This window comes from Streptomyces sp. NPDC005302 (genome assembly GCF_040607345.1).
Classification (GTDB): Bacteria; Actinomycetota; Actinomycetes; order Streptomycetales; family Streptomycetaceae; genus Streptomyces.
The window spans coordinates 191,100-214,000 of record NZ_JBEXGN010000012.1 but is presented as its reverse complement, the minus strand read 5'-3'; the positions used below and the strand labels follow the sequence as shown (position 1 = coordinate 214,000).

Below are 22,901 nucleotides of genomic sequence, written 5' to 3'. Positions count from 1 at the left end.
CCGCCGAAAATGCGAGGACACGCCCCGGGGCGGGTGGCTAGCGTGCCGATCATGAGTCTCGTACGCCGTGCCACAGCCGAGGACGCCAGGGAAGTGCTCCGCCTGCGCCAGGTGATGATCGACTCGGTCTTCGCCGCCGACGGCTCCAGCGGGTGGCACACCGCCTCGCTGCCCACCGTACGCGCGAAGCTCGCCGATCCCGAGGGGTCCTTCGTGGCCTTCGTGGTCGACCACCCGGACCGGCCCGGCGCGCTGGCCGCCCTCGTCGCCGGCACGGTCGAGTACCGGATCGGACGGGCGGAGAATCCGCACGGCGCGGTCGGGCACGTCTTCAGCGTCGCCACCGACTTGGACGCCCGGCGCCGCGGGTACGCCCGCGCCTGCATGCGGACGCTCCTCGACTGGTTCCGCGAGCGGGGTGTCCGGCAGGTCGACCTCAACGCGTCCGCCGAGGCCGAGCCGCTGTACGCGTCCCTCGGCTTCTTCCGCAAGCCGGACCCCTCGATGCGGCTGACCCTGTGAGCCCCTTAGGGTCGTGAGCATGTCCTTGCAGAGTCTGGCGCTGATCGCGAACTGGCCCGTCCCCACCGCCGCCGCCGCGGTCGTCCGCGCGGACGGCACGGTCGTGGGCACCCAGGGCCCGGGACAGCACCGGTTCGCGCTCGCCTCGGTCACCAAGCCGCTCGCCGCGTACGCCGCGCTCGTCGCGTACGAGGAAGGGGCGATCGAGCTCGACGAACCGGCCGGACCTCCCGGCTCGACGGTCCGGCATCTGCTCGCGCACACCTCCGGTCTGGCCTTCGACGAACACCGTGTGACCTCGGCTCCCGGCGAGCGCCGGCTGTACTCCAACGCCGGTTTCGAGGTGCTCGGGGACCACATCGCCGAGGCGGCGGAGATGCCCTTCGCGGAGTACCTGCGCCAGGCGGTCCTCGAACCGCTCGGCATGACCGCGACGACCCTGGACGGCTCCCCCGCCCGGGCCGGCGTCTCGACGGTCGAGGACCTCGTCCGTTTCGCCGCCGAACTCCAGGCCCCCCGGCTGCTGGACCCGCGCACGGTCGCGGAGGCGATGACCGTGCAGTACCCCGGGACGAAGGGCGTCCTGCCCGGCTACGGACACCAGAGCCCCAACGACTGGGGCCTCGGCTTCGAGATCCGCGACTCCAAGTCGCCGCACTGGACCGGGAGTTCGTCCTCCCCTCGGACCTTCGGCCACTTCGGCCAGTCCGGTACGTTCCTGTGGGTCGACCCGGTCGTCGGCGCCGCCTGCGTCGCCCTGACCGACCGGGCCTTCGGACCCTGGGCGATCGAGGCGTGGACCCCGTTCACGGACGCGGTCCTCGCCGACCTCACCGCCTGACGGGAGATCCGCGGCGACCGCGCCTCCCGCACGCTCAGCGGAACGCCGCCGCGTTGCGCCGCGCCCACCCGGCGAACGTGCCCGGCGCGCGGCCCAGCACCCGCTCCACGTCGGGGCTGACCCGGCGCTCCTCCTCGGTCGGTTCGCCGAGGATGGCGAGGGTGCCCTCGACCACCGGCGGCGGCATGAAGGCCGACATCCGCGCGTGCGCCTCCTCGCGGGTCTGCTCGGTGAAGCGCACCGGCTCGCCCAGCGCGGCGCCGATGGCGGCTGCGCGCTCCCGCGGGGTCGTCGCCGCGGGGCCGGTCAGCGTGTAGGTGGCCCCGGCGTGGCCCTGCCCGCGCAGTGCGGCGGCCGCCACGGCGGCGACGTCGTCGGGGTCCACGAACGGCAGGCCGACCTCGCCGAACGGAGCCTCGGCCTCGCGGCGGGCCCGGACGGATCCGGCCCAGGCGAACGCGTTGGTGGCCATGCCGCCCGAGCGCAGGACCGTCCAGTCCAGCCCCGACTCCCGTACCGCCCGTTCGAAGCGGGCCGGGTGCCCGTAGGCGTCCGGGCGCGTTCCCACACCCTGTGAGGAGAGCAGCACCACCCGGCGGACTCCGGCGGTCTTCGCCATGTCCAGGATCGAGTGCGGGTCCTCGCCCGCCACCAGCAGGAACAGCGCCTCGGCGCCCTCGAAGGCGGGGGCCAGTCCGGCCGGTTCGGCGAGGTCGGCGGCCACCGGCCGGACGCCCTCGGGCACGTCCGCGCCGGTGATCCGCCGGGCCACCGCCGTCACCGGCAGCGCGGCGTCGTCGAGCGTCCGCACCAGCGCTCGTCCGACGTTCCCGGTCGCTCCTGTCACCACGTACATGTCGGTCTCCCCGTCGTTGATTTAGTCAGTCGACTGACTTACTTCGATGCGATGGACGCTAGCAAGCGGTGAGCGCGGCTGTCTATAGTCAGTCGGGTGACTGACTCAGAGAAGGTCCGGAGCCCGCGGGCCCGGGCGGGCGGCAAGCGGCGGCTGCTGACGGCGGCGGCGGCCCGGGTGCTGCACGAGCAGGGCGTGGAGCGCACGACGATCGCCGACATCGCCCGTGCCGCGGGCGTCCCCGCGGGCAACGTCTACTACTACTTCAAGACCAAGGACGAGCTGGTCGAGGCCGCCCTCGCCGAGCACGCCGGACACCTGAGGGAACTCACCGACGAGCTGGACCGGCTCCCCGATCCGCGCGAACGCCTCAAGGGACTCGTCGGGGCCTGGGTCTCCCGGCGCGACACGGCGGCGCGCTACGGCTGTCCGACCGGCACCCTCGCCGCCGAACTCGACAAGCGGGACGACGGCGGCCTCGACCTCGCGGCGGGACAGGTGGTCCGGCTGCTGCTGGACTGGGTCGCCGGGCAGTACCGGGAGCTCGGCGACGCCGACCCGGAGGGCCGCGCGCTGACCCTCGTCGGCGCCTACCAGGGCATGTCCCTGCTCTCCAACGCCCTGCGGGACCCGGAGATCATGACCCGCGAGGGGGCGCGGCTGATCCGCGAACTCGACGCGGCGGCCCGGGTGTGACCCGACCGACGGCCCGCGGAAGTCAGCCGACGGCCATCTCCCACATCAGCAGCTCGGCGGGCACGCCCGCGACGAGTTCGATGTCCTTCGCGTCGGTGATCCGGGCCGCGTCGCCCTCACCCAGCTCCTCGCCGTCCAGGCGGACTTCACCCCGGACGACGTGGACGTAGACGAAGGGCGCGTCCGGGACGGCGGTGCGCTCACCCGCCGTCAGACGGCGCACGTGCAGCATGGCGCCCGCCTCGGGCAGGGCGTACGGGGTGGAGTCGGCGATGCCGTGGACGATCTCGTAGGACGGGTCGCCGCCGGGTTCCAGCGGGGCGAGCCACATCTGGACGAAGACCAGCGGGAGTTCGCCGTCGTTGCGCTCGACGTGCCGGACGCCGCCCGCCGCGCTGAGGCGCTGGACGTCACCGTGCCGCAGCACCGACTCGTACCCCGCCGAGTCACGGTGGGTCAGTTCTCCCTCCACCACCCAGGTGACGATCTCGGTGTGACTGTGCGGGTGTTCGTCGAAGCCCGCGCCGGGAGCGAGCCGTTCCTCGTTGCAGGCGATCACCGCACCGAAGCGGAGGTTGTCGGGGTCGTAGTGCGGGCCGAAGGAAAAGGCGTGGAGCGAGGAGATCCCGGCCGCCGGGTCCCCTCCGCGGTAGCGCTCTTCGGCGCGGCGGACGTCCATCACGTCCACCACCGTAGCCCCGGCCGGGCGCCCGGCCTCCCCGCTTACGTGCGACCCGCCGCCGCACGGCTCCGTCCTGATAAGGCAGTCTTGTCCCGTGCCCGAACCCGAAGCGAGCAACCCCGAGCGCCCAGCGCACGACGTCCACGCGCACTCCGCGACCCTCAAGCGGCTGGAGCGGTCGTCCGGCAGTCTCGCCGCGCAGGCGATCACGCGCATGGACGAGACGCTGTCGTGGTACCGGGCCATGCCACCGGAGAACCGGTCGTGGATCGGGCTGGTCGCCCAGGCCGGTATCGCCGCCTTCACCGAGTGGTTCCGGCATCCCGACGCGCCCCAGGCCATCTCCACCGACGTCTTCGGGACCGCCCCGCGCGAGCTGACCAGGGCCATCACCCTGCGCCAGACCGTGGAGATGGTGCGGACCACGATCGAGGTCATGGAGTCGGCCATCGACGAGGTGGCCGCCCCCGGCGACGAGTCCGTACTGCGCGAGGCGCTCCTGGTGTACGCCCGCGAGATCGCCTTCGCGACCGCCCAGGTGTACGCGCAGGCGGCGGAGGCCCGCGGCGCGTGGGACGCCCGGCTCGAATCCCTCGTCGTGAACGCCGTGCTCTCCGGCGAGGCCGACGAGGGTGCCGTCTCCCGGGCCGCCGCGCTCGGCTGGAACTCGCCCGAACATGTCTGCGTGGTGCTGGGCACGGCACCCGACGGTGACAGCGAACTGACGGTCGAGGCGATCCGGCGGGCCGCCCGGCACGCCAAGCTCCAGGTGCTGACCGGCGTGCTCGGCGACCGGCTGGTCGTCATCGCGGGCGGCAGCGACAACCCCCTCGCCGTCGCCAAGTCGCTGATCGGCCCGTACGCCGCGGGGCCGGTCGTCGCCGGGCCGATCGTGCCCGACCTGCTGGCCGCGACCCGGTCCGCGCAGGCCGCCGCCGCCGGCCTCAAGGCGTGTACCGCCTGGCAGGACGCCCCGCGCCCGGTGCTGGCGGACGATCTGCTGCCGGAACGCGCGATCGCCTCCGATCCGTCCGCCCGCGACCAGCTGGTGGAGGAGATCTACAGACCGCTGGAGGAGGCCGGCTCCGCGCTCCTGGAGACGCTCAGCGTCTATCTGGAGCAGGCGAGCAGCCTGGAGGGCGCCGCCCGGATGCTCTTCGTGCATCCCAACACCGTGCGCTACCGGCTCCGACGTGTGACTGACGTCACCGGCTGGTCGCCCTCGGATGTACGATCCGCCTTCACGCTGCGGATCGCGCTGATCCTGGGGCGTCTCGCCGATGGAGATCCCCAGACCTAGCCTTTTGTCGGGGACCTACAATTCCCCCTCGTGTTCTTCGTCCCTGTCCCCACGGGCGGCCGTGGCCGTCCACAAGAGAGAGTGTGAGAGTGCTCGTACTCGTCGCTCCCGGCCAGGGCGCCCAGACGCCCGGCTTCCTGACTCCTTGGCTCGAACTCCCCGGTGCCGCCGACCGCGTCGCCGCGTGGTCGGACGCCATCGGGCTCGACCTCGCCCACTACGGCACCCAGGCCGACGCGGACGCGATCCGCGACACGGCCGTCGCCCAGCCGCTCCTGGTCGCCGCGGGCCTGCTGTCCGCCGCCGCTCTCGGTGACGTGAACCCCGGTGCCGTCGCGGGCCACAGCGTCGGCGAGATCACCGCCGCCGCGTTCGCCGGAGTCCTCGACGACACCGCCGCGCTGACCCTCGTGCGGGGACGCGGCCTGGCGATGGCCGACGCCGCCGCCATCACGAAGACCGGCATGTCGGCGCTGCTCGGCGGCGACCCGGAGACGACGGTCGCGCATCTGGAGAAGCTCGGCCTGACCCCGGCGAACGTGAACGGCGCGGGCCAGATCGTGGCCGCCGGCACGCTGGAGCAGCTGGCCGCTCTGGAGGCGGACAAGCCCGAGGGTGTCCGGCGTGTCGTGGCCCTGAAGGTCGCGGGCGCGTTCCACACCGAGCACATGGCCCCCGCCGTCGAGGCGCTGGCGAAGGCCGCCCAGGACCTGACGCCGGCCGACCCGCGGGTCACCTACGTGTCGAACCGGGACGGCAAGGCCGTGGCCACCGGTGCCGAGGTCGTCGAGCGGCTGGTCGGCCAGGTCGCCAACCCGGTCCGCTGGGACCTGTGCATGGAGACCTTCCAGGAACTCGGCGCGACCGCGCTGATCGAGGTGTGCCCCGGCGGCACGCTGACCGGTCTGGCGAAGCGCGCGCTGCCCGGCGTCACGACGCTGGCCCTGAAGACACCCGACGACCTCGACGCAGCTCGCGAGCTCATCGCCGAGCACAGCGCGGCCTAAGGAGCCCGAGAGCATGTCGAAGATCAAGGCACCCAAGGGCGCTCCGTTCGCGCGCATTCTCGGCGTCGGCGGCTACCGCCCCGTCCGCGTGGTGCCCAACGAGGTGATCCTGGAGACGATCGACTCGTCCGACGAGTGGATCCGTTCGCGCTCCGGCATCGAGACCCGGCACTGGGCCTCCGACGAGGAGACCGTCGCCGCGATGTCGATCGAGGCGTCCGGCAAGGCCATCGCCGACGCCGGGATCAACGCCGACCAGATCGGCGCCGTGGTGGTCTCCACCGTGTCGCACTTCAGCCAGACCCCGGCCATCGCCACCGAGATCGCCGACAAGCTCGGGACGAACAAGGCTGCGGCCTTCGACATCTCGGCCGGCTGCGCGGGCTTCGGCTACGGCCTGACCCTCGCCAAGGGCATGATCGTCGAGGGTTCGGCCGAGTACGTCCTCGTCATCGGCGTGGAGCGGCTGTCCGACCTGACCGACCTGGAGGACCGCGCGACGGCCTTCCTGTTCGGCGACGGCGCGGGCGCGGTCGTCGTGGGTCCCTCGGACGAGCCGCACATCGGCCCGACCGTGTGGGGCAGCGAGGGCGACAAGGCCGGAACGATCAAGCAGACCGTGCCCTGGGACCGTTTCCACGTCGGCGACGTCACCCAGCTCCCGCTCGACTCCAAGGGCGAGATCAAGTTCCCCGCCATCACGCAGGAGGGCCAGGCGGTCTTCCGCTGGGCCGTGTTCGAGATGGCGAAGGTCGCGCAGCAGGCTCTGGAAGCGGCCGGGATCAGCCCGGACGACCTGGACGTCTTCATTCCCCACCAGGCCAACGAGCGGATCATCGACTCGATGGTGAAGACCCTCAAACTGCCGGAACACGTCACGGTCGCGCGTGACGTGCGTACCACCGGCAACACCTCGGCCGCCTCGATCCCGCTCGCTATGGAGCGGCTCCTGGCGACCGGAGCGGCGAAGAGCGGCGACACCGCGCTCGTCATCGGCTTCGGGGCGGGTCTCGTGTACGCCGCGACGGTCGTTACCCTCCCCTAGGCACTCCGTGCCGGATCATCCGGTCCGTACGGAACATCGCCACCCTCTGTAAACACACCGAAGGAGCGCCGACATGGCCGCCACTCAGGAAGAGATCGTCGAAGGTCTCGCCGAGATCGTCAACGAGATCGCCGGGATCCCCACCGAGGACGTCCAGCTGGACAAGTCCTTCACCGACGACCTGGACGTCGACTCGCTGTCCATGGTCGAGGTCGTCGTCGCCGCCGAAGAGCGCTTCGACGTCAAGATCCCCGACGACGACGTCAAGAACCTCAAGACGGTCGGCGACGCGACCTCCTACATCCTCAAGAACCAGGCCTGATCCGTCGATCACCTGGGCCGACCGTCCGGGTTCGCCGGGGCCTAGTGCCCTGGTTCGCCTGGGCTGATGCCCCGCCACCCGGCGGTGGCGCCGCTGAATCCTCGTATCCGTTGGAGAAAGAATTCCCGTGAGCCCGACCAATCGCACCGTGGTCGTCACCGGTATCGGCGCAACCACACCGCTGGGTGGCGACGCAGCCTCTACCTGGGAGGGCCTGATCGCCGGACGTTCCGGCGTCCGCCCCCTGGAGCAGGAGTGGGCCGCCGACCAGGCGGTCCGTATCGCGGCGCAGATCGCCGTGGAGCCGGGCGAGGTCATCCCCCGCCCGCAGGCCCGCCGACTGGACCGCTCGGCGCAGTTCGCGCTGATCGCGGCCAAGGAGGCCTGGGCGAACGCCGGTTTCACCGACAAGGCGGGTGACGACGCCAGCGTCGACCCCGACCGTCTCGGCGCTGTCATCGCCTCCGGCATCGGTGGCGTGACGACCCTGCTCGACCAGTACGACGTGCTGAAGGAGAAGGGCGTACGCCGCGTCTCCCCGCACACCGTCCCGATGCTGATGCCGAACGGCCCGTCCGCCAACGTGGGTCTCGCCGTGGGCGCCCGCGCGGGTGTGCACACCCCGGTCTCCGCCTGCGCCTCCGGCGCCGAGGCCATCGGCTACGCCATCGAGATGATCCGCACGGGCCGCGCCGACGTCGTCGTCGCCGGTGGCACCGAGGCGGCCATCCACCCGCTTCCCATCGCCGCGTTCGGCAACATGATGGCGATGTCCAAGAACAACGACGACCCCGAGGGTGCCTCGCGCCCCTACGACGTCGCCCGTGACGGCTTCGTCCTCGGTGAGGGCGCCGGCGTCGTCGTCCTGGAGTCCGCGGAGCACGCCGCCAAGCGCGGTGCCCGGGTGTACGCCGAGGCGGTGGGCCAGGGCATCTCGGCCGACGCGCACGACATCGTGCAGCCGGAGCCCGAGGGCCGCGGCATCTCCCGCGCCCTGCAGAACCTGCTCGACAGCACCGACCTGGACCCGGCCGAGATCGTGCACGTGAACGCGCACGCCACCTCGACGCCGGCCGGTGACGTGGCCGAGCTGAAGGCACTGCGCAAGGTGTTCGGCGACGACGCCGACCACTTCGCGGTCTCCGCGACCAAGTCGATGACCGGTCACCTCCTCGGTGGTGCCGGTGGCGTCGAGTCCGTCGCCACCGTGCTCGCGCTGTACAACCGGATCGCGCCGCCGACCATCAACGTCGAGAACCTCGACCCCGAGGCCGAGGCCGCCGCCGACATCGTGCGCGGCGAGGCGCGCAAGCTGCCCGTCGAGGGCCGCATCGCCGCTCTGAACGACTCGTTCGGATTCGGCGGGCACAACGTGGTGCTGGCGTTCCGCACGATCTGACGCCAGTCGCCCGCAGCTGAACGGCGTGTGGCCCGTACCCCCTGAATGAAGGGGGTACGGGCCACACGCCGTCGGGCGTCGTCCGGGTCAGACCACCTGGTGCAGCCAGCGGACCGGGGCGCCCTCGCCCGCGTAGCGGAAGGGTTCCAGTTCGTCGTCCCAGGGCTTGCCGAGGAGCTTGGCGAGGTCGGCCTCCAGGTCGGTCTCACCGCGCTGGGACCGCAGCAGCGCGGCGCGCAGCCGGTCCTCGGGGATGAGGATGTCGCCGTGGATGCCGGTGACGGCGTGGTAGATGCCGAGTTCGGGGGTGCAGCTGTAGCGCTCGCCCTCGGCGGTGGGACACGGCTCGGCGGTGACCTCGAAGCGCAGCAGGTGCCAGCCGCGCAGTGCGGAGGCGAGTTTGGAGGCGGTGCCGACCTCGCCCTTCCAGGAGAACTCGGATCTCCAGGTTCCCGGCGCGGCGGGCTGCCGGATCCAGTCGAGGCTGACGCGCGTGCCGAGCACCCCCGCGACCGCCCACTCGACATGCGGACACAACGCGCGGGGCGCGGAGTGCACGTAGAGAACTCCACGTGTCGTCACTGGGGCCTCCGGACAGTGCGAGACATCTTGTAACTTGGCGGACGGCAGTGGCAGGGCGGCCACGTGGCGAGGCTACCGTGCGGTGGCGCGAGGAGTGTGACGTACCGTCGGTCCAGGCGCCGTGAACTCCGAGGTTTCACCCGGCGGGACGCGTCCGGACCTCCCGCGGAGGTCCGGAGCGGTCTCCGGGCCGGTCCGGCCGCCCGTGCGGTGCGGGCGGCCGGCCCTGTACGACGTGGTGCGACCGACCGCGGGGAGCGGGTGCCGACCAACCCTGTACAACGAACGAGGAGACCAGGGGATGCGCAATCGCGGCCACCGTTCACGGGCCGTCCTCGCCGTCGCGGTGGTGGCCCTCCTCGGCGTCGCCGGGTGCGACGCCTCGGGCGGCAACTCCTCCGCGCCCAGCGGTACGGGAGGTCACGCGTCCCCGAAGCCCACGCCGGCGTGGGACCGAAGCCCGGCGTCGATGGCCGCGGTCGGCGACTCCATCACCCGCGGGTTCGACGCGTGCAGTGTGCTGTCCGACTGTCCCGAGGTGTCCTGGGCGACCGGCAGCGACCCGCGGGTCAGGAGCCTCGCGGTCCGTCTGCTCGGCAGGACCGGGGCGGCCGAGCGGAGCTGGAACTACGCGGTGACCGGCGCGCGGATGGACGACCTGCCCGGCCAGATGGCGCAGGCGGCGACCCGCCGGCCGGAACTGGTCACGGTGATGGCGGGCGCCAACGATGCCTGCCGCGCCTCCACCTCGGCGATGACGTCGGTGACCTCCTTCCGCCGCTCGTTCCAGGACGCGCTGGACACCCTGCGCGGGACGCTGCCCAAGACCCAGGTGTACGTGTCGAGCGTGCCGGACCTGAAGCGGCTGTGGTCCCAGGGACGGGGCAACGCGCTCGGCAAGCAGATCTGGAAGCTGGGCATCTGCCCCTCGATGCTCGGCGACGCCGACTCGCTGACCTCGGCGGCGACGCTGCGCCGGGACCGGGTGCAGGACCGGGTGGAGGCCTACAACCAGGTGCTGCGCGAGGTGTGCGCCAAGGACCGGCACTGCCGCTTCGACGGGAACGCGGTCTTCGACTACCGCTTCGGCACGGACCAGTTGAGCCACTGGGACTGGTTCCATCCGAGCACCGACGGCCAGGCACGACTCGCGGAGATCGCCTACCGGACCGTCACGGCGCGGAAGCCCGTCACCTAGGGTTTCCGTCATGAGCGAACTTTTCGGCACACTTTCCGACGGCACCCCCGTCCACCGCTTCACGCTGGAGCGGGCCGGGGTCCGGGTGCGTGTGCTCACGTACGGCGGAATCGTGCAGTCGGCCGAGGTGCCGGACCGGGACGGGCGGGCCCTCGACGTCACGCTGGGCTTCTCCGACCTGGCGGGGTACGTGGAGCACCCGGAACCGTATCTCGGGGCCCTGGTGGGGCGGTACGCGAACCGGATCGGCGGCGCGTGCTTCCCGCTCGACGGGGCGACCTACCACCTGGCGCCGAACAACGGGCCCAACTCGCTGCACGGCGGCGAAGGGGGCTTCGACAAGCGGGTGTGGGACGCGGAGCCGCTCGAACACGGGGTGCGGCTCTCCCGGGTCAGCCCGCACGGCGAGGAGGGCTTCCCGGGCCGCGTGGAGGTCTCCGCGGCGTACACGCTCGACGAGCGGGGCGCGCTGCGGATCGTCTACGAGGCGGTCAGCGACGCGCCGACGGTGCTGAACCTGACGAACCACACGTACTGGAACCTGAGCGGGTCCGGCAGTGCGATCGGGCACGAACTGCGGCTCGACGCGTCACGGTTGACGCCGGTCGACGCCGACCTCATCCCGACTGGGGAGCTGGAGTCCGTCGAGGGCACCCGCTTCGACTTCCGCACCGCGCGCAAGACGGGGGCGGGGTACGACCACAACTTCGTGCTCGACAAGGGGATCACGGACAGTCCGGTCGAGGTGGCCGAGCTGTACGACCCGGAGTCCGGGCGGGTGCTGACCGTGGCGACCACCGAACCGGGCCTGCAGTTCTACACCGCCGACCATCTGGACGCCCCGTTCGCGCCCAACGACGGGATCGCGCTGGAGACCCAGCACTTCCCCGACTCGCCGAACCGGCCGGAGTTCCCGACCACCGAGCTGCGGCCCGGCGCCGTCCACCGGTCGCAGACGGTGTACGCGTTCTCCACGCGGCCCTAGCGTACGGAGCGCGGAGAACGGCGAGCCCCGGTCCGGAGGTCAGGTTCCGGACCGGGGCTGGTCGGAGGGGCGTGCGCCGGTTACGCCTCGATGATCGTGCGCAGCCGGGGGTCCGTGAGGGAACGCCCTGCCTGAACCTCGTACGAACCCTTCACAAACGCCCAACCGCCGGCGGCGGTGTCCCAGATCTCGAAGGCGCGGCGCGGCAGCTCCACGACGGCTTCGGCACTCTCGCCCGGACCGGCCTCCACGCCGGCGAATCCGGCGAGGACCCGGGCGGGCCGCTCCGCGTCCGGCTCCCCCGGGGCGAGGTAGACCTGGACGACCTCGCGTCCGGCGCGCTCGCCGGAGTTGCGGACACGGACGGTGACGGTCGTGTCCTCGACCTCGATCGCCTCGTAGGTCCAGTCGGTGTAGCCGAGGCCGTGGCCGAAGGCGTACGACGGGGTACGGCCCTCCTTCTCCCAGGCGCGGTAGCCGATGAACACGTCCTCCGTGTAGGGCAGTTCACCGTCGGACGGGGCGACCCGGGTGACCGGGGCGTCGGCGAGGGAGCCCCAGGTGGTGGGGAGACGGCCACCGGGCTCGTGGGCGCCGGTGAGGACGTCGGCGAGGGCGGCGCCGCCCTCCTGGCCGGGGAACCAGCTCAGGAGCACCGCGGCGACCTCGTCGCGCCACGGAAGCTCCACCGGGGAGCCGGAGTTGACGACCACGACGGTGTTCGGGTTGGCGGCGGCGACGGCGTGCACCAGCTCGTCCTGGCGGCCCGGGAGCCTGAGGTCCGCCCGGTCGAAGCCCTCGGACTCGACGCGGTCGGTGGTGGCGACCACGACGACGGCGGTGTCGGCGGCGCGGGCGGCCTCGACGGCCTCGGCGATCAGTTCGTCGGCGTCGCGCACCGGTTCCTGGTGGGCGAGCGAGAAGCCGACGACCTTCATCGGGATGTCCTCGGGGAGCGCGACGACGTACGTGAGGGAGACCTCGACGGGCTGTCCGGCGGTGAGTTCGGCTTGGCCGCGCGGGACGGGGGCGCCGAAGAACGTGATGAAGGGGTCGTCCTTGTCGGTGCCCTGGACGTCGTCGAAGTACGTCGTGCCGTCGACGGTGAGGGTGAACGCGCCGAGGCCCTTCACGCCGAAGGTGTGCAGGCCGGTGTCGCGCGGGGTGAAGGTGCCGGTCAGCTCGACGGTGCGCAGGGTGTCGTGGGTGACGCCCTCGGGCAGGTCGTCACCCATCCACTGGATCTGGCCGTTCGGGGCCGAGCCGCTGCCGATGACCGCGCCGGAGGCGTCGCGGCAGACCGCGCGCAGCTCGAACCCCTTGTCGGCGACGGGGAGTTCGACGGTCGGGTCGGCACCGACGGCGTAGCTGAGCGTGCCCTCGGGGAGGGCGGCGGTGAGGCCGTCGAGGGGCGAGATCACCCGGGCGGGGAAGACGGTCGCGGAGCCGCCGCCGAGGACACGGGCGTCGCGGGCGGCGGCGCCGATGAGAGCGACGCGCCGGCCCTCCGCGAGCGGCAGGGCGCCTTCGTTGCGGACGAGGACGAAGGCGCGGCGGGCGATCTCGCGGGCCAGCGCCTCTCCGTCGACGGTCGCGGGCGGCTCGGTCACGACGGGCTCGGCGCCCTGGAGGATGCCGACGCGGGCGGCGAGCCGCAGCACGTTGCGCACGGCCGTGTCGACCGTGGCCTCCTCCACCTCGCCGGCCCTGACGGCGGCGGCGAGCGGTGCGCCGTAGACGGTGCGCGGGCCGGGCATGGCGACGTCGAGGCCGCCCTCGATGGCGGCCTTGGTGGCGCGGCCGGCCATCCAGTCGGAGACGTTGAAGCCGTCGAAGCCCCACTCGCCGCGCAGGACCTCGTTCACCAGGTAGCGGTGCTCGGTCATCGTGGTGCCGTTGACCTGGTTGTAGGCGGTCATGATGCCCCAGGGGTGGGCGTTCTCGACGATGGTCTCGAAGGGCGCCAGGTAGAGCTCGCGCAGGGCGCGTTCGGAGACGAGGTTGTCGACGGTGAAGCGGTCGGTCTCGGCGTCGTTGGCGACGAAGTGCTTGACGGTGGTCGCGACGCCGCCAGACTGCACGCCCCGGACGTAGCCGCTGCCGATCGCGCCGGTCAGCAGGGGGTCCTCGCTGTAGGCCTCGAAGTGCCGGCCGCCGAGCGGGGAGCGGTGCAGGTTCACGGTCGGGGCGAGCAGGACGTGGACGCCCTTGCGGCGGGCCTCCTGGGCAAGGAGCGTGCCGGCGCGGCGGGCCAGCTCCGGGTCCCAGGTGGCGGCGAGCGCGGTGGGCGAGGGCAGCGCGACGGAGGGGTCGTCCGCGGTCCAGCGGACGCCGCGGACGCCGATCGGGCCGTCCGACATCACGAGGGACCGCAGGCCGATCTCGGGGAGTGCGGGCAGCGTCCACATGTTCCGGCCGGACAGCAGCCGGGCCTTCGCGTCCAGGTCGAGGCGGGCGAGGGCCGCCTCGACGGCGGCCTCGCGGGCCGCGTCCTGCCGGTCCTTCGCCGTCTCCACCGCTGTCTCCGCCATGGCGGCACCTCCTCGTTTAAAGCCGTCTGTGGCCCCATCCTGCATCGGTTACCTGTAGATCGGTAGGTTTCGTTATCCTGCCGTTACAATCGGTGGGGGCGGATGCCGTACGGTGACGCCATGGCGACCAGGACCAGGAGTGAGGAGCGACGCGCGGAGATCGTGCGTGCGGCGCTGGAGGTGATCGCCGAGCGCGGCTACCGGGGCGCGAGCCTCGCCGCGGTCGCCGAACGCGTGGGACTCACCCAGCAGGGCCTGCTGCACCACTTCCCGACCAAGGAGGCGCTGCTCGTCGCCGTGCTCAAGGAGCGCGACCAGTGGGACGCCGTGCCGGACAGCGCGTGGCGGGCCGACCTGCTCGTGTCGCTGGTCGAGTACAACGCGATGCGGCCCGGCATCATCCAGACCTTCTCCGCGCTGCTCGGCGAGAGCGTCACGGAGGGCCACCCGGCGCGCGAGTTCTTCACCCGGCGCTACACCGCCGTCCGCGCGAACATGGCCTCGGTGCTGCGCGCCGAGTACGGGGAGCGGCTGCCGAGCGGTCTCACGCCGGAGCGCGCCGCTCCGCTGCTCGTGGCCGTGATGGACGGGCTCCAGTACCAGTGGCTGCTGGACCCGGAGTCGGTGGACATGCCGGCCGCGTTCCGCGACTTCCTCACGCTGCTGGGCGAGAACTGACGCTCCTCGCGCAACAGGTTCGACGCGGGCGGCGTACGCGCTCTCCGACGTACGACGACCGGCGTGGTTCGGCCACGTGAGTCCCGCACCATGGCGTACGCCCCTCGCGTCACGGGATACTCGGCGCCGTCCGGTTGCACCCCCACGCGACGGAAGGCCCGAACTCCCTTGAATGGTCTGCGCGTTCGGATCGGTTGTCTCGGGCTGGCGCTGCTCGCGGGGTTCGCCGCGCCGCCCGCCGCCTCGGCCCTGCCGGCCGTGTCCGCCACTGCCGCCGAGGCTCCCACGGCCGAGGAGGGGCGGCTCGACCGCGCGGCGCCCCAGGAGATCCTGCGGCGCTCCGGATTCGACGCGGTGGCACCGGAGTTCGCGCGGGCACTGGAGCGGGCGGGGTCGTACGCACAGGCCGAGCGGGTGACCCGCCGGCAGGGTGCGCGCCTGTGGCGGCGGGCGGTCGACCGGGTCCAGGGCCGGGAACCCGCGGGCGGGGACCTGAGCCGGGACGACGACCGCCCGCTGTACTGGGCCCGGCTCGGCATGACCCGCGAAGTCCGGCAGTGGCGGCCCGTGTTCGGGATGACCGACGTCCAGCGCACCCGCCTGCTCGACGGTCTGGAACAGAGCTCACGCGGCCAGGACGCCGTGCGCTTCCCGCCGCGCGCGGGGGTGAAGCGGATCCTCATCACCGGGTTCGACCCGTTCACCCTGGACCGGGACGTCCGGATCTCCAACCCCTCCGGGGCGACCGCGCTGGCCCTCGACGGTACGACCATCCGGACGGCGGACGGACCCGCACGGATGGAGGCCGTCGTCTTCCCCGTCCGCTGGCGGGACTTCGCGCAGGGCGTGGTGGAGCGCGCCCTGCGGCCGTACCTCCCGCACGTGGACCTGTTCACGACCATCAGCCAGGGCCGCGTCGGCCGGTTCGACGTGGAGCGCGTCAACGGGGCCTGGCGGGGCGGTTTCCCGGACAACGAGAACGCCTCCAGCACCGGGACCGTGCCGGTGACCGACCCGGCGACGCAGCCCCAGTGGACGTCGACGACCCTCCCGTACGCGCGGATCGTCGCCGCGCGGACGGGGCGTTTCCCGGTCTACGACCACACCTCGGTGACCGAGATCCCGGCCGGGGGCACCGGTCCCGTCGTACGGCCCGAGGGACCGACCGCGGGGTCGCAGGCCCGCGCGGGCGGCGGCGGGGACTATCTGTCGAACGAGATCGCCTACCGGGCGACGTTGTTGCGCGACCGGCTCGGCCTGGGAGCGGGTCTGCCGGGCGGCCATGTCCACACGCCCGTGCTGGAGTTCGGGGCCGGCAACACGGACCCGGCGACCGGGGCGGTGACGGACCCCGCCTTCGTGCGCAACCGCCTCGACATCGTGGCCCAGGTGCGCGCGATCCTGACGGTGGCCGCGGGGGCCGGGACACCGGCCGTCGGCGCGGAGCGCTCGCGCGACTGAACCGGAGGCGAGGCCGCCAACCGGAGGCGAGGCCGCCGGGGCCCGCCCGGTCAGGAGGCGGCGGGCTCCTCCGCCGAGGCCGCGGCGGAGACCTCGGCGTCGCTCGCGCCCGCGCCGGTCTCCTCGCCGAGCAGGTCCCGGGCCATCAGGGTGGCGCCCGCGACGGCGCCCGGCATCAGGAAGACCGCGACGAACGGCACGACGAACGCCAGGGCCAGCGGGGTGCCGAAGCCCCAGACCAGCGTCTTGCGGGAGCGGAGCAGGGTGAGGCGGGCCCGCAGGTCGACCCGGCGGCGCTGCAGGGCGACGGCGACGAGTTCCTCGGTGAGGAAGAAGCCGGTGACGAAGAAGCCGAGCACCGGGACGGCGGTCTGGCCGACGAACGGCACGAAGCCGAGCGCGAAGAGGAGCACGCCCCAGACGGCGGCCCGCACCACGATCCGGAGGCTGTCGCGGCCGGAGATCCACAGTTCCCGCCAGAGCGGCAGCCCCGACTCGGGGGCGGTGCCGTCCGGGGAGACGTCACGGTCGACCTTCTCCGAGAGGTTCTCGTAGAAGGGCTGGCCTATCAGCAGGGTGACGGCGGTGAAGGTGACGACGGCCAGGAGCAGGGCGAGGGCGAACAGAACGGCGGTGAGGAAGCCGCGGAAGAGGCCGGACCAGGGGCTGGCCCAGTGGTCGGCGAACGGGGTGGACCAGGTGACGAGGTCCTCGCCGTACGTGGCGAGCGCGACCAGCGCCGCCGCGTACAGCACGAGCGTGATGAGGCCGGGCAGCAGGCCGAACCCGTACTGCTTGCCGTGCCGGACCACCCAACGCTGGCCCCGCAACAGATGACCGAAACCCACCCCGAGATCACGCATGGGGGAACCCTATCGGGGTGCCGCGCGGGGCAGCACGGGGCGGTGGCGACGGGTTTCCGCCGGGCACGGCACCGGACCTGTCGCGCGCACGCCGAAGGCCGCGCCCCGCGTCCCGGGGTGCGGCCTCCGTGGCGTGCGACGAACGCCGTCAGGCGAGCGTCACGGTGATGTTGCCGCGCGTCGCCTTCGAGTACGGGCAGACCTGGTGGGCCTTCTCCAGGAGCGCGCGGGCGGTGCCGGCGTCGACGTTCGGGATCGCGGCGGAGATCTCCACGATGATCCCGAAGCCGTCGTCGTTCTTGCCGATGCCGACCTTCGCGGTGACGGTCGAGCCGGAGATGTCGGCGTTCTCCTGCCGGGCCACGACGCCGAGAGCGCCCTGGAAGCAGGCGCTGTACCCGGCGGCGAAGAGCTGCTCCGGGTTGGTTCCGGCGCCGCTGCCGCCCATCTCCTTCGGCGGGTTGACGACGACGTCGAGCTTGCCGTCGTCGGTGGCGACGCGGCCGTCACGGCCGTTCTCGGCGGTGGCGACTGCGGTGTACAGGACCTCGGACTGCTGGATGGACATACGGTGCGCTCCTCCTTGGCCGGTCGCGACTCGCGCCCACGATCGCGACGACTTCGGAAAGAAGTTATCGCATGTCGGAAGTTCGGCGACAGGCCCGCCCCCGGCCGCCGTGGCGGGCCGGGGGCGGGACGCGCCGCGCGTCCCAGTGGGTCAGGACGGGTCGGAGCAGGTCGGCACAGGTCAGAGCTTGACGATCATCTTCCCGGTGTTGTCGCCGCGCAGGACGCCGAAGAAGGCCTCCAGATTGTTCTCGACGCCCTCGACGACCGTCTCGTTGTACTTCAGCTCGCCGGAGCGGACCCAGCCGCCGACCTCCCGCACGAACTCCTGCTGGAGGTCGTAGTGGTCGCCGACGAGGAAGCCCTGGATGCGGCCGCGGGTCTGGATCAGGCGGGCCAGGTTCTTCGGGCCGGGGACGGCCTCGGTGCTGTTGTAGACGGAGATCATGCCGCAGATCGCGATGCGGCCGTCCCGGTTGAGGGAGCCGATCGCCGCCTCCAGGTGGTCGCCGCCCACGTTGTCGAAGTAGACGTCGACACCGTCGGGGGCTGCCTCGCGGAGCTGCTGGGCGACCGGGCCGTTCTTGTAGTTGAAGGCCGCGTCGAAGCCGTACTCCTCGACGAGGAGCTTGACCTTCTCGTCCGAGCCGGCGGAGCCGATGACGCGCGAGGCGCCCTTGAGCCTGGCGATCTGGCCGACCTGGCTGCCGACGGCGCCGGCCGCGCCGGAGACGAAGACCGAGTCGCCCTCCTTGAAGGAGGCGACGCGCAGCAGCCCCGCGTAGGCGGTGAGGCCGGTCATGCCGAGGACGCCGAGGTACGTGGAGAGCGGCGCGGCGTCGGGGTCGACCTTGACGGCCTGCTTGGCGTCCACGACGGCGTACTCGCGCCAGCCGAGGAAGTGCAGGACGTGGTCACCGACGGCGATGCCCTCGGCGTTCGAGGCGACGACCTCGCCGACCGCGCCGCCCTGCATGGTCTTGCCCAGCTCGAACGGCGCGACGTAGGACTTGGCGGAGCTCATGCGGCCGCGCATGTACGGGTCGACGGAGACGTACGCGTTGCGCACCAGGACCTGACCCGGCCCCGGCTGCCGCACCTCGGCCTCGACCAGGGCGAAGTCCTCGGGCTTCGGCCAGCCGACCGGACGGCTGACCAGGTGCCATTCACGGTTGACGGCGGGGAGCTGGGGGGTCTCGGACATGAGGGTGCGCCTTTCACGGGGGGCGAGCGGCTCTGGCGGTTTCAGCGATGGAGCATCGACGGCAACAAGTACTTCATTACCTGAAACAACCATGCGCCTGAATATTTCATGATGTCAAGTAACGGGGTACGCTCGGAGGCATGGCCACCCAGAAGAGACCCCGGATCGACCCCTTGACCGTGGAGGTCGTCGAGCTGATCGGCACGGTCGTGGCCCGCTACCACGACGAGTACGAGGACGCCGCGGCCGAGCACGCCCTGACCGGCGCGCAGGCGCGGCTGCTGAGCCTGCTCTCACTGGAGCCGCTGCCCATGCGCCGTCTGGCGCAGAAGCTGCGGTGCGAGCCGTCGAACGTCACGGGGATCGTGGACCGGCTGGAGGCGCGGGGGCTGGTGGAGCGTCGTCCCGATCCGGCGGACCGCCGGGTGAAGCTGGCCGCCGCGACGGCCGAGGGGCGCACGGTGGCCGGGGGTCTGCGCGACTCCCTGAAGTTCGCCCGCGAACCCCTCGCCGGCCTGTCGGAGCAGGAGCGGCTGACCCTGCGGGACCTGCTGTCCAGGATGCTGGAGCCGGACGGCGCCACGGGCTGAGCGTCCCGCACGCGGGGCGCGGGAGGCCCGGAAGGCCGCTCCTGCCGGTGCGGCCCGATCCGAACGGCGGATCCTAGGCGCACCACCACAGGAAGCGGCTGCACGTCTCCGAAGGGCTGGGCTTCGGCGGCGCGGCCGAGGCCGTCGGGGCCGTCGTGGCGGGGGCGGAGGTATGGGGGGCCGAGGGGGCGGGCGCGGCCGTCGAGGGCCGGTCCGGGAGCGTGCCCGCGGTCGCCGACTGCACGTCCTTGGTGTCCTTCGCGCTCGTCGCGGACGCGGACACGGAGGGCGAACCGGAGGCCGAGGGCGAGGCCGAGGCGTCGGGCGTCCGGCCCGCCGAGGCGTCACCGGGGGCCGCAGTGCCGTCCTTCGGCTGCGCGGCGTCCTTCGCCTCCGCCGCCGAACCGTCGGGCGACTCGCCGCCGGCCGCCGCCGGGCTGGGCCCCAACCCGGGCGCGTCGACGCCGAGTTCGGCGAGGCTCAGGCCGCCCGCCGCGAGGACGAAGCCGGCCACGACGAACAGGGTGCGGCGGCGGCGCCTGCGGTGCGCGGCCGCCTTGCGGTCACGCCGGCTGGTACCGCCCTCCGCGTCCGGCGCCTCCGGATCATCGAGATCACCGGGGTCCCCCGGATCGCCTGAACTCCTGTCGCCGGGGACGGGGTCGGAGCCGGAGTCGGCACTGTACGAACTGCCGTCGTCGTACGAGGTGCCGTCGTCGTACGAGCCGCCGTCGCCGTACGGGGCTGCCGCGCCGTGCGAGGTGTTGTCGCCGTACGGGGCTGCCGCGCCGTAGGAGGTGTTGTCGCCGTACGCGGCTCCCGCGCCGTACGCGGCGCCGTAGGCCGGGCCGGCATCGCGTTCCCGCGCGCCGGGCCGTTCGGCGGGCACCCGGGGTTCTTCGACGCGGAGGGCCTCGACCGGGGTGCCGCACCCGGGACAGGCAAGGGCGCCGTTGAGGTGCCGTCGGCACGCGTGGCAGTAGTCCATGACGCGGGAAGACTAAGTTCGCTCTCGGTAACGTTCCTAGGCGCGCCTGTGAAAGTTCTGTGCGGAACCGGGAGTTCCGGCACGGCGGTAGGCGACACCCCCGCCCATTTCCCTCCATCCGCACCATCCGAGCGGCCCGCACACCCCTTCCCCGCACGTCGGCCCGCCGCACCACACTGTCCCGCGCGAGGCCCGTCGAAACCGTTCTGTGCGCGAACCATTGACACCCCCCGGGCCGCTTCCTTACTGTCACGCCAGCATTTCGAACGTGTGACGAAATTTCGAACAGAGAAGCACAGGGGGCAACTGCCGTGCGCATCACGGGAATCACCACACACGTGGTCGGGACACCCTGGCGGAACCTGACCTACGTCCAGGTGCACACCGACGAGGGCATCACCGGAGTCGGCGAGACCCGGATGCTGGGCCACACCGACGCGCTGATCGGCTATCTGCACGAGGCCCGGACCAATCACATTCTCGGCTCGGACCCCTTCGCTGTCGAGGACCTGGTCCGCCGCATGAAGTACGGCGACTACGGCCGCGCCGGCGAGATCGTGATGTCCGGTATCGCCGTCATCGAGATGGCCTGCTGGGACATCAAGGGGAAGGCGCTCGGGGTGCCGGTCTGGCAGCTCCTCGGCGGCAAGGTGACCGACCGGGTCAAGGCGTACGCGAACGGCTGGTACACCACCGAACGGACCCCGGAGGCCTATCACAAGGCCGCGCAGGAGGTCGTCGCGCGCGGTTACCGGGCCCTGAAGATCGACCCGTTCGGCACCGGCCACTTCGAGCTGGACCACGAGGCCACCCTCTACTCGGTGTCGCTCATCGAGGCGGTGCGCGACGCGATCGGTCCGGAGACCGAGCTGATGCTGGAGATGCACGGCCGGTTCTCGCCGTCCACCGCGGTCCGGCTGGCCCGCGAGCTCGCGCCGTTCCAGCCGGCGTGGCTGGAGGAGCCGGTGCCGCCGGAGAACCTCAAGGCGCTGGAGAAGGTGGCCGCCAAGGTCGACATCCCGGTCGCCACCGGTGAACGGATCCACGACCGGATCGAGTTCCGCGAACTCTTCGAGAGCCAGGCCGTCGACATCATCCAGCCCGACGTCGGTCACATCGGCGGCATCTGGGAGACCCGCAAGCTCGCCGCGGCCGCCGAGGCGCACTACGTCCTGGTGGCGCCGCACAACGTCGGCGGCCCGGTGCTGACCGCCGCCTCCCTCCAAGTCGGCTTCAGCACACCGAACTTCAAGATCCTGGAGCACTTCAACGACTTCGCGGACGCGGAGATCAAGAAGGTCGTGAAGGGCGCCCCGCAGGTCGTGGACGGCTACTTCGAGCTGTCCCACGAGCCCGGCCTCGGCGTCGAGCTGGACGTCGACGCGGCGGCCGAGTTCCCGCAGCAGCAGGCCCGGTTCGACCTCTGGGCGGACGGCTGGGAGCAGCGCAGGCCCAAGGCGGACGGATGAGCACCGCGGTCGTCGTCGACCGGCCCGGCGAGCACCGGCTGGTCCCGCACGAGCCGGTGCGGCCCGCGGCGGGCGAGGCACTCGTGCGGGTGCACGCGGTCGGCATCTGCGGCAGCGACCGCGAGGTCTACCAGGGCAACCGGCCCGAGGGGTACGTGCGCTACCCCCTCACCCCGGGCCACGAGTGGTCCGGGACCGTCGAGGAGGTCGGTGCCGGTGTCCCCGCGACGCTCACCGGCCGCAAGGTCGTCGGCGAGGGCTTCCGCAACTGCCAGGTCTGCGACCGCTGCCACGCGGGCGAGACGACACTGTGCACGGCGGGGTACGAGGAGACCGGCTTCACCGTTCCCGGCGCGATGGCGGCCACGCTGACGCTCCCGGCCCGGCTGCTGCACGTGCTGCCCGACGCCGCCGACCTGACCGCCGCCGCCCTGCTGGAGCCGGCCGCCTGCGTCGCGGCTGCCGCGCTGAAGGCGAACGCGCTGCCCGGTGAGCGGGTGGCCGTGGTGGGCACCGGAACGCTCGGGATGTTCGCGGTGCAGTTCCTCCGGGCGGGCTCCCCCGCCGAGCTGCTCGTGGTGGGCACCCGCCCCGACCGGGCGGCGCTGGCGAAGGAGTTCGGCGCCACCGGATTCCGTACCCGCGACGAGGAACTCCCCGGCGGCTTCGACGTCGTCGTGGAGACCGCGGGGTCCGCGTCCGCCGCGCGCACCGCCGCCTCCCTGCTGCGGCGCGGCGGACGCCTGGTCCTCACCGGGATCCCGGCGCCCGGCGCGGAGGGGCTCGACCCGACCGACCTCGTCGTACGGCAACTGGAGGTGCACACCGTGTTCGGGGCACCGCCGGAGGCCTGGGCGCACACGGTCCGGGTGTTCGGCGCCGGTCTGCTGAACCCGACGCCCCTGGTGACGCACGAGCTGCCGCTCGCCGCGTTCGCGGAGGCGATCGAGCTGGTGGGGTCCGGTGACCCCGAGGTCGGCAAGGTCCTGCTGAAACCGTGACCGCCCGAGCCGTACGCCGGTGCGGGGCCTCCTGACAGCCCCGTACCGGCGTACTCCCCGGGCCTCAGCACACCCAAAGACGCGAACCTTGTCCGAAATATCGAACATGAAGGA

23 protein-coding genes are annotated in these 22,901 nt (G+C 72.4%); 15 read left to right on the top strand and 8 right to left on the bottom strand.

The window, feature by feature from the left end:
- Window positions 1–51 precede the first annotated feature (51 nt).
- Complete coding sequence (locus tag ABZT74_RS20320; protein WP_356436603.1) at window positions 52–522, top strand: GNAT family N-acetyltransferase; 471 nt, start codon at window positions 52–54, stop codon at window positions 520–522.
- A 19-nt stretch (window positions 523–541) separates the two neighbouring features.
- Window positions 542–1,363, top strand: a complete 822-nt coding sequence (locus tag ABZT74_RS20315) for a serine hydrolase domain-containing protein (protein WP_356175269.1) — start codon at window positions 542–544, stop codon at window positions 1,361–1,363.
- Between the two features lie 34 nt (window positions 1,364–1,397).
- On the opposite strand, the gene ABZT74_RS20310 is transcribed toward ABZT74_RS20315, so the two are convergent.
- Window positions 1,398–2,219, bottom strand: coding sequence for an NAD(P)H-binding protein (locus ABZT74_RS20310; RefSeq protein WP_356175266.1), 822 nt, complete (start codon window positions 2,217–2,219; stop codon window positions 1,398–1,400).
- A gap of 96 nt (window positions 2,220–2,315) precedes the next feature.
- On the opposite strand from ABZT74_RS20310, the gene ABZT74_RS20305 reads away from it, so the two are divergent.
- Window positions 2,316–2,915, top strand: a complete 600-nt coding sequence (locus ABZT74_RS20305; protein ID WP_356175263.1) for a TetR/AcrR family transcriptional regulator — start codon at window positions 2,316–2,318, stop codon at window positions 2,913–2,915.
- Window positions 2,916–2,937: 22 nt separating this feature from the next.
- Here ABZT74_RS20305 and ABZT74_RS20300 read toward each other — a convergent pair whose 3' ends face one another.
- Entirely contained in the window at window positions 2,938–3,594 is a 657-nt protein-coding gene (locus tag ABZT74_RS20300; RefSeq protein ID WP_355863858.1) for a pirin family protein, read from the bottom strand.
- Between the two features lie 97 nt (window positions 3,595–3,691).
- Here ABZT74_RS20300 and fasR point away from each other — a divergent pair, with 97 nt between their 5' ends.
- From fasR to fabF, 5 genes are all read left to right on the top strand, one after another.
- Window positions 3,692–4,897, top strand: a complete 1,206-nt coding sequence (gene fasR / locus ABZT74_RS20295; RefSeq protein WP_356175260.1) for a fatty acid biosynthesis transcriptional regulator FasR — start codon at window positions 3,692–3,694, stop codon at window positions 4,895–4,897.
- 89 nt (window positions 4,898–4,986) lie between these two features.
- A complete protein-coding gene (locus ABZT74_RS20290) occupies window positions 4,987–5,904 on the top strand; it encodes an ACP S-malonyltransferase (protein WP_356436599.1) in 918 nt (305 codons plus the stop codon).
- A 13-nt stretch (window positions 5,905–5,917) separates the two neighbouring features.
- Window positions 5,918–6,949 (top strand): ketoacyl-ACP synthase III, encoded by a 1,032-nt coding sequence (locus tag ABZT74_RS20285; RefSeq protein WP_164375621.1) that lies wholly within the window; start codon window positions 5,918–5,920, stop codon window positions 6,947–6,949.
- Window positions 6,950–7,022: 73 nt separating this feature from the next.
- Window positions 7,023–7,271: an acyl carrier protein gene (locus ABZT74_RS20280; RefSeq protein WP_081217104.1), complete on the top strand. Its 249-nt coding sequence runs from the start codon at window positions 7,023–7,025 to the stop codon at window positions 7,269–7,271.
- 127 nt (window positions 7,272–7,398) lie between these two features.
- Window positions 7,399–8,670 carry a beta-ketoacyl-ACP synthase II gene (gene fabF, locus ABZT74_RS20275; protein WP_356175254.1) on the top strand — a complete coding sequence of 424 codons (1,272 nt, stop codon included), beginning with the start codon at window positions 7,399–7,401 and terminating at the stop codon, window positions 8,668–8,670.
- Window positions 8,671–8,757: 87 nt separating this feature from the next.
- On the opposite strand, the gene ABZT74_RS20270 is transcribed toward fabF, so the two are convergent.
- A complete protein-coding gene (locus ABZT74_RS20270; protein WP_355863735.1) occupies window positions 8,758–9,252 on the bottom strand; it encodes a DUF3145 domain-containing protein in 495 nt (164 codons plus the stop codon).
- Between the two features lie 301 nt (window positions 9,253–9,553).
- On the opposite strand from ABZT74_RS20270, the gene ABZT74_RS20265 reads away from it, so the two are divergent.
- Window positions 9,554–10,450, top strand: a complete 897-nt coding sequence (locus ABZT74_RS20265) for an SGNH/GDSL hydrolase family protein (protein ID WP_356175251.1) — start codon at window positions 9,554–9,556, stop codon at window positions 10,448–10,450.
- 10 nt (window positions 10,451–10,460) lie between these two features.
- A complete protein-coding gene (locus tag ABZT74_RS20260; RefSeq protein WP_356436597.1) occupies window positions 10,461–11,435 on the top strand; it encodes an aldose epimerase family protein in 975 nt (324 codons plus the stop codon).
- A gap of 80 nt (window positions 11,436–11,515) precedes the next feature.
- Here the strand turns inward: ABZT74_RS20260 and ABZT74_RS20255 are convergent, their stop codons facing one another.
- Window positions 11,516–13,966, bottom strand: a complete 2,451-nt coding sequence (locus tag ABZT74_RS20255; RefSeq protein WP_356436595.1) for a glycoside hydrolase family 3 C-terminal domain-containing protein — start codon at window positions 13,964–13,966, stop codon at window positions 11,516–11,518.
- 102 nt (window positions 13,967–14,068) lie between these two features.
- On the opposite strand from ABZT74_RS20255, the gene ABZT74_RS20250 reads away from it, so the two are divergent.
- Entirely contained in the window at window positions 14,069–14,644 is a 576-nt protein-coding gene (locus tag ABZT74_RS20250) for a TetR family transcriptional regulator (protein WP_356436593.1), read from the top strand.
- Between the two features lie 168 nt (window positions 14,645–14,812).
- Window positions 14,813–16,105 carry a pyroglutamyl peptidase gene (locus tag ABZT74_RS20245; RefSeq protein ID WP_356436591.1) on the top strand — a complete coding sequence of 431 codons (1,293 nt, stop codon included), beginning with the start codon at window positions 14,813–14,815 and terminating at the stop codon, window positions 16,103–16,105.
- A gap of 50 nt (window positions 16,106–16,155) precedes the next feature.
- Here ABZT74_RS20245 and ABZT74_RS20240 read toward each other — a convergent pair whose 3' ends face one another.
- The 3 genes from ABZT74_RS20240 to ABZT74_RS20230 all read right to left on the bottom strand — a co-directional run bounded on the left by ABZT74_RS20240 (window position 16,156) and on the right by ABZT74_RS20230 (window position 18,739).
- Window positions 16,156–16,968, bottom strand: coding sequence for an EI24 domain-containing protein (locus tag ABZT74_RS20240; RefSeq protein ID WP_356436589.1), 813 nt, complete (start codon window positions 16,966–16,968; stop codon window positions 16,156–16,158).
- A 148-nt stretch (window positions 16,969–17,116) separates the two neighbouring features.
- Complete coding sequence (locus tag ABZT74_RS20235) at window positions 17,117–17,536, bottom strand: organic hydroperoxide resistance protein (protein ID WP_355863720.1); 420 nt, start codon at window positions 17,534–17,536, stop codon at window positions 17,117–17,119.
- Window positions 17,537–17,716: 180 nt separating this feature from the next.
- Window positions 17,717–18,739: an NADP-dependent oxidoreductase gene (locus tag ABZT74_RS20230; RefSeq protein ID WP_356436586.1), complete on the bottom strand. Its 1,023-nt coding sequence runs from the start codon at window positions 18,737–18,739 to the stop codon at window positions 17,717–17,719.
- Window positions 18,740–18,879: 140 nt separating this feature from the next.
- Here ABZT74_RS20230 and ABZT74_RS20225 point away from each other — a divergent pair, with 140 nt between their 5' ends.
- Window positions 18,880–19,329, top strand: a complete 450-nt coding sequence (locus tag ABZT74_RS20225) for a MarR family transcriptional regulator (protein WP_356436583.1) — start codon at window positions 18,880–18,882, stop codon at window positions 19,327–19,329.
- A gap of 73 nt (window positions 19,330–19,402) precedes the next feature.
- On the opposite strand, the gene ABZT74_RS20220 is transcribed toward ABZT74_RS20225, so the two are convergent.
- The gene (locus ABZT74_RS20220) at window positions 19,403–20,317 is read right to left on the bottom strand and encodes a hypothetical protein (RefSeq protein WP_356436580.1); all 915 of its coding nucleotides are present in this window, start codon (window positions 20,315–20,317) and stop codon (window positions 19,403–19,405) included.
- Between the two features lie 311 nt (window positions 20,318–20,628).
- On the opposite strand from ABZT74_RS20220, the gene ABZT74_RS20215 reads away from it, so the two are divergent.
- Both ABZT74_RS20215 and ABZT74_RS20210 read left to right on the top strand, forming a co-directional pair.
- Window positions 20,629–21,786, top strand: a complete 1,158-nt coding sequence (locus tag ABZT74_RS20215; RefSeq protein WP_356436577.1) for a mandelate racemase/muconate lactonizing enzyme family protein — start codon at window positions 20,629–20,631, stop codon at window positions 21,784–21,786.
- On the top strand, window positions 21,783–22,787 hold the full coding sequence (locus ABZT74_RS20210; protein ID WP_356436574.1) for an alcohol dehydrogenase catalytic domain-containing protein: 1,005 nt from the start codon (window positions 21,783–21,785) through the stop codon (window positions 22,785–22,787). Before ABZT74_RS20215 ends, ABZT74_RS20210 begins: the two co-directional genes overlap by 4 nt.
- Window positions 22,788–22,901: the final 114 nt, after the last annotated feature.

Coding starts and splice junctions, on each gene's coding strand:
- ABZT74_RS20320 (WP_356436603.1), top strand. CDS start 52: ATGAGTCTCGTACGCCGTGCCACAGCCGAGGACGCCAGGGAAGTGCTC.
- ABZT74_RS20315 (WP_356175269.1), top strand. CDS start 542: ATGTCCTTGCAGAGTCTGGCGCTGATCGCGAACTGGCCCGTCCCCACC.
- ABZT74_RS20310 (WP_356175266.1), bottom strand. CDS start 2,219: ATGTACGTGGTGACAGGAGCGACCGGGAACGTCGGACGAGCGCTGGTG.
- ABZT74_RS20300 (WP_355863858.1), bottom strand. CDS start 3,594: ATGGACGTCCGCCGCGCCGAAGAGCGCTACCGCGGAGGGGACCCGGCG.
- ABZT74_RS20285 (WP_164375621.1), top strand. CDS start 5,918: ATGTCGAAGATCAAGGCACCCAAGGGCGCTCCGTTCGCGCGCATTCTC.
- ABZT74_RS20280 (WP_081217104.1), top strand. CDS start 7,023: ATGGCCGCCACTCAGGAAGAGATCGTCGAAGGTCTCGCCGAGATCGTC.
- ABZT74_RS20265 (WP_356175251.1), top strand. CDS start 9,554: ATGCGCAATCGCGGCCACCGTTCACGGGCCGTCCTCGCCGTCGCGGTG.
- ABZT74_RS20260 (WP_356436597.1), top strand. CDS start 10,461: ATGAGCGAACTTTTCGGCACACTTTCCGACGGCACCCCCGTCCACCGC.
- ABZT74_RS20255 (WP_356436595.1), bottom strand. CDS start 13,966: ATGGCGGAGACAGCGGTGGAGACGGCGAAGGACCGGCAGGACGCGGCC.
- ABZT74_RS20250 (WP_356436593.1), top strand. CDS start 14,069: ATGCCGTACGGTGACGCCATGGCGACCAGGACCAGGAGTGAGGAGCGA.
- ABZT74_RS20240 (WP_356436589.1), bottom strand. CDS start 16,968: ATGCGTGATCTCGGGGTGGGTTTCGGTCATCTGTTGCGGGGCCAGCGT.
- ABZT74_RS20235 (WP_355863720.1), bottom strand. CDS start 17,536: ATGTCCATCCAGCAGTCCGAGGTCCTGTACACCGCAGTCGCCACCGCC.
- ABZT74_RS20230 (WP_356436586.1), bottom strand. CDS start 18,739: ATGTCCGAGACCCCCCAGCTCCCCGCCGTCAACCGTGAATGGCACCTG.
- ABZT74_RS20225 (WP_356436583.1), top strand. CDS start 18,880: ATGGCCACCCAGAAGAGACCCCGGATCGACCCCTTGACCGTGGAGGTC.
- ABZT74_RS20220 (WP_356436580.1), bottom strand. CDS start 20,317: ATGGACTACTGCCACGCGTGCCGACGGCACCTCAACGGCGCCCTTGCC.
- ABZT74_RS20210 (WP_356436574.1), top strand. CDS start 21,783: ATGAGCACCGCGGTCGTCGTCGACCGGCCCGGCGAGCACCGGCTGGTC.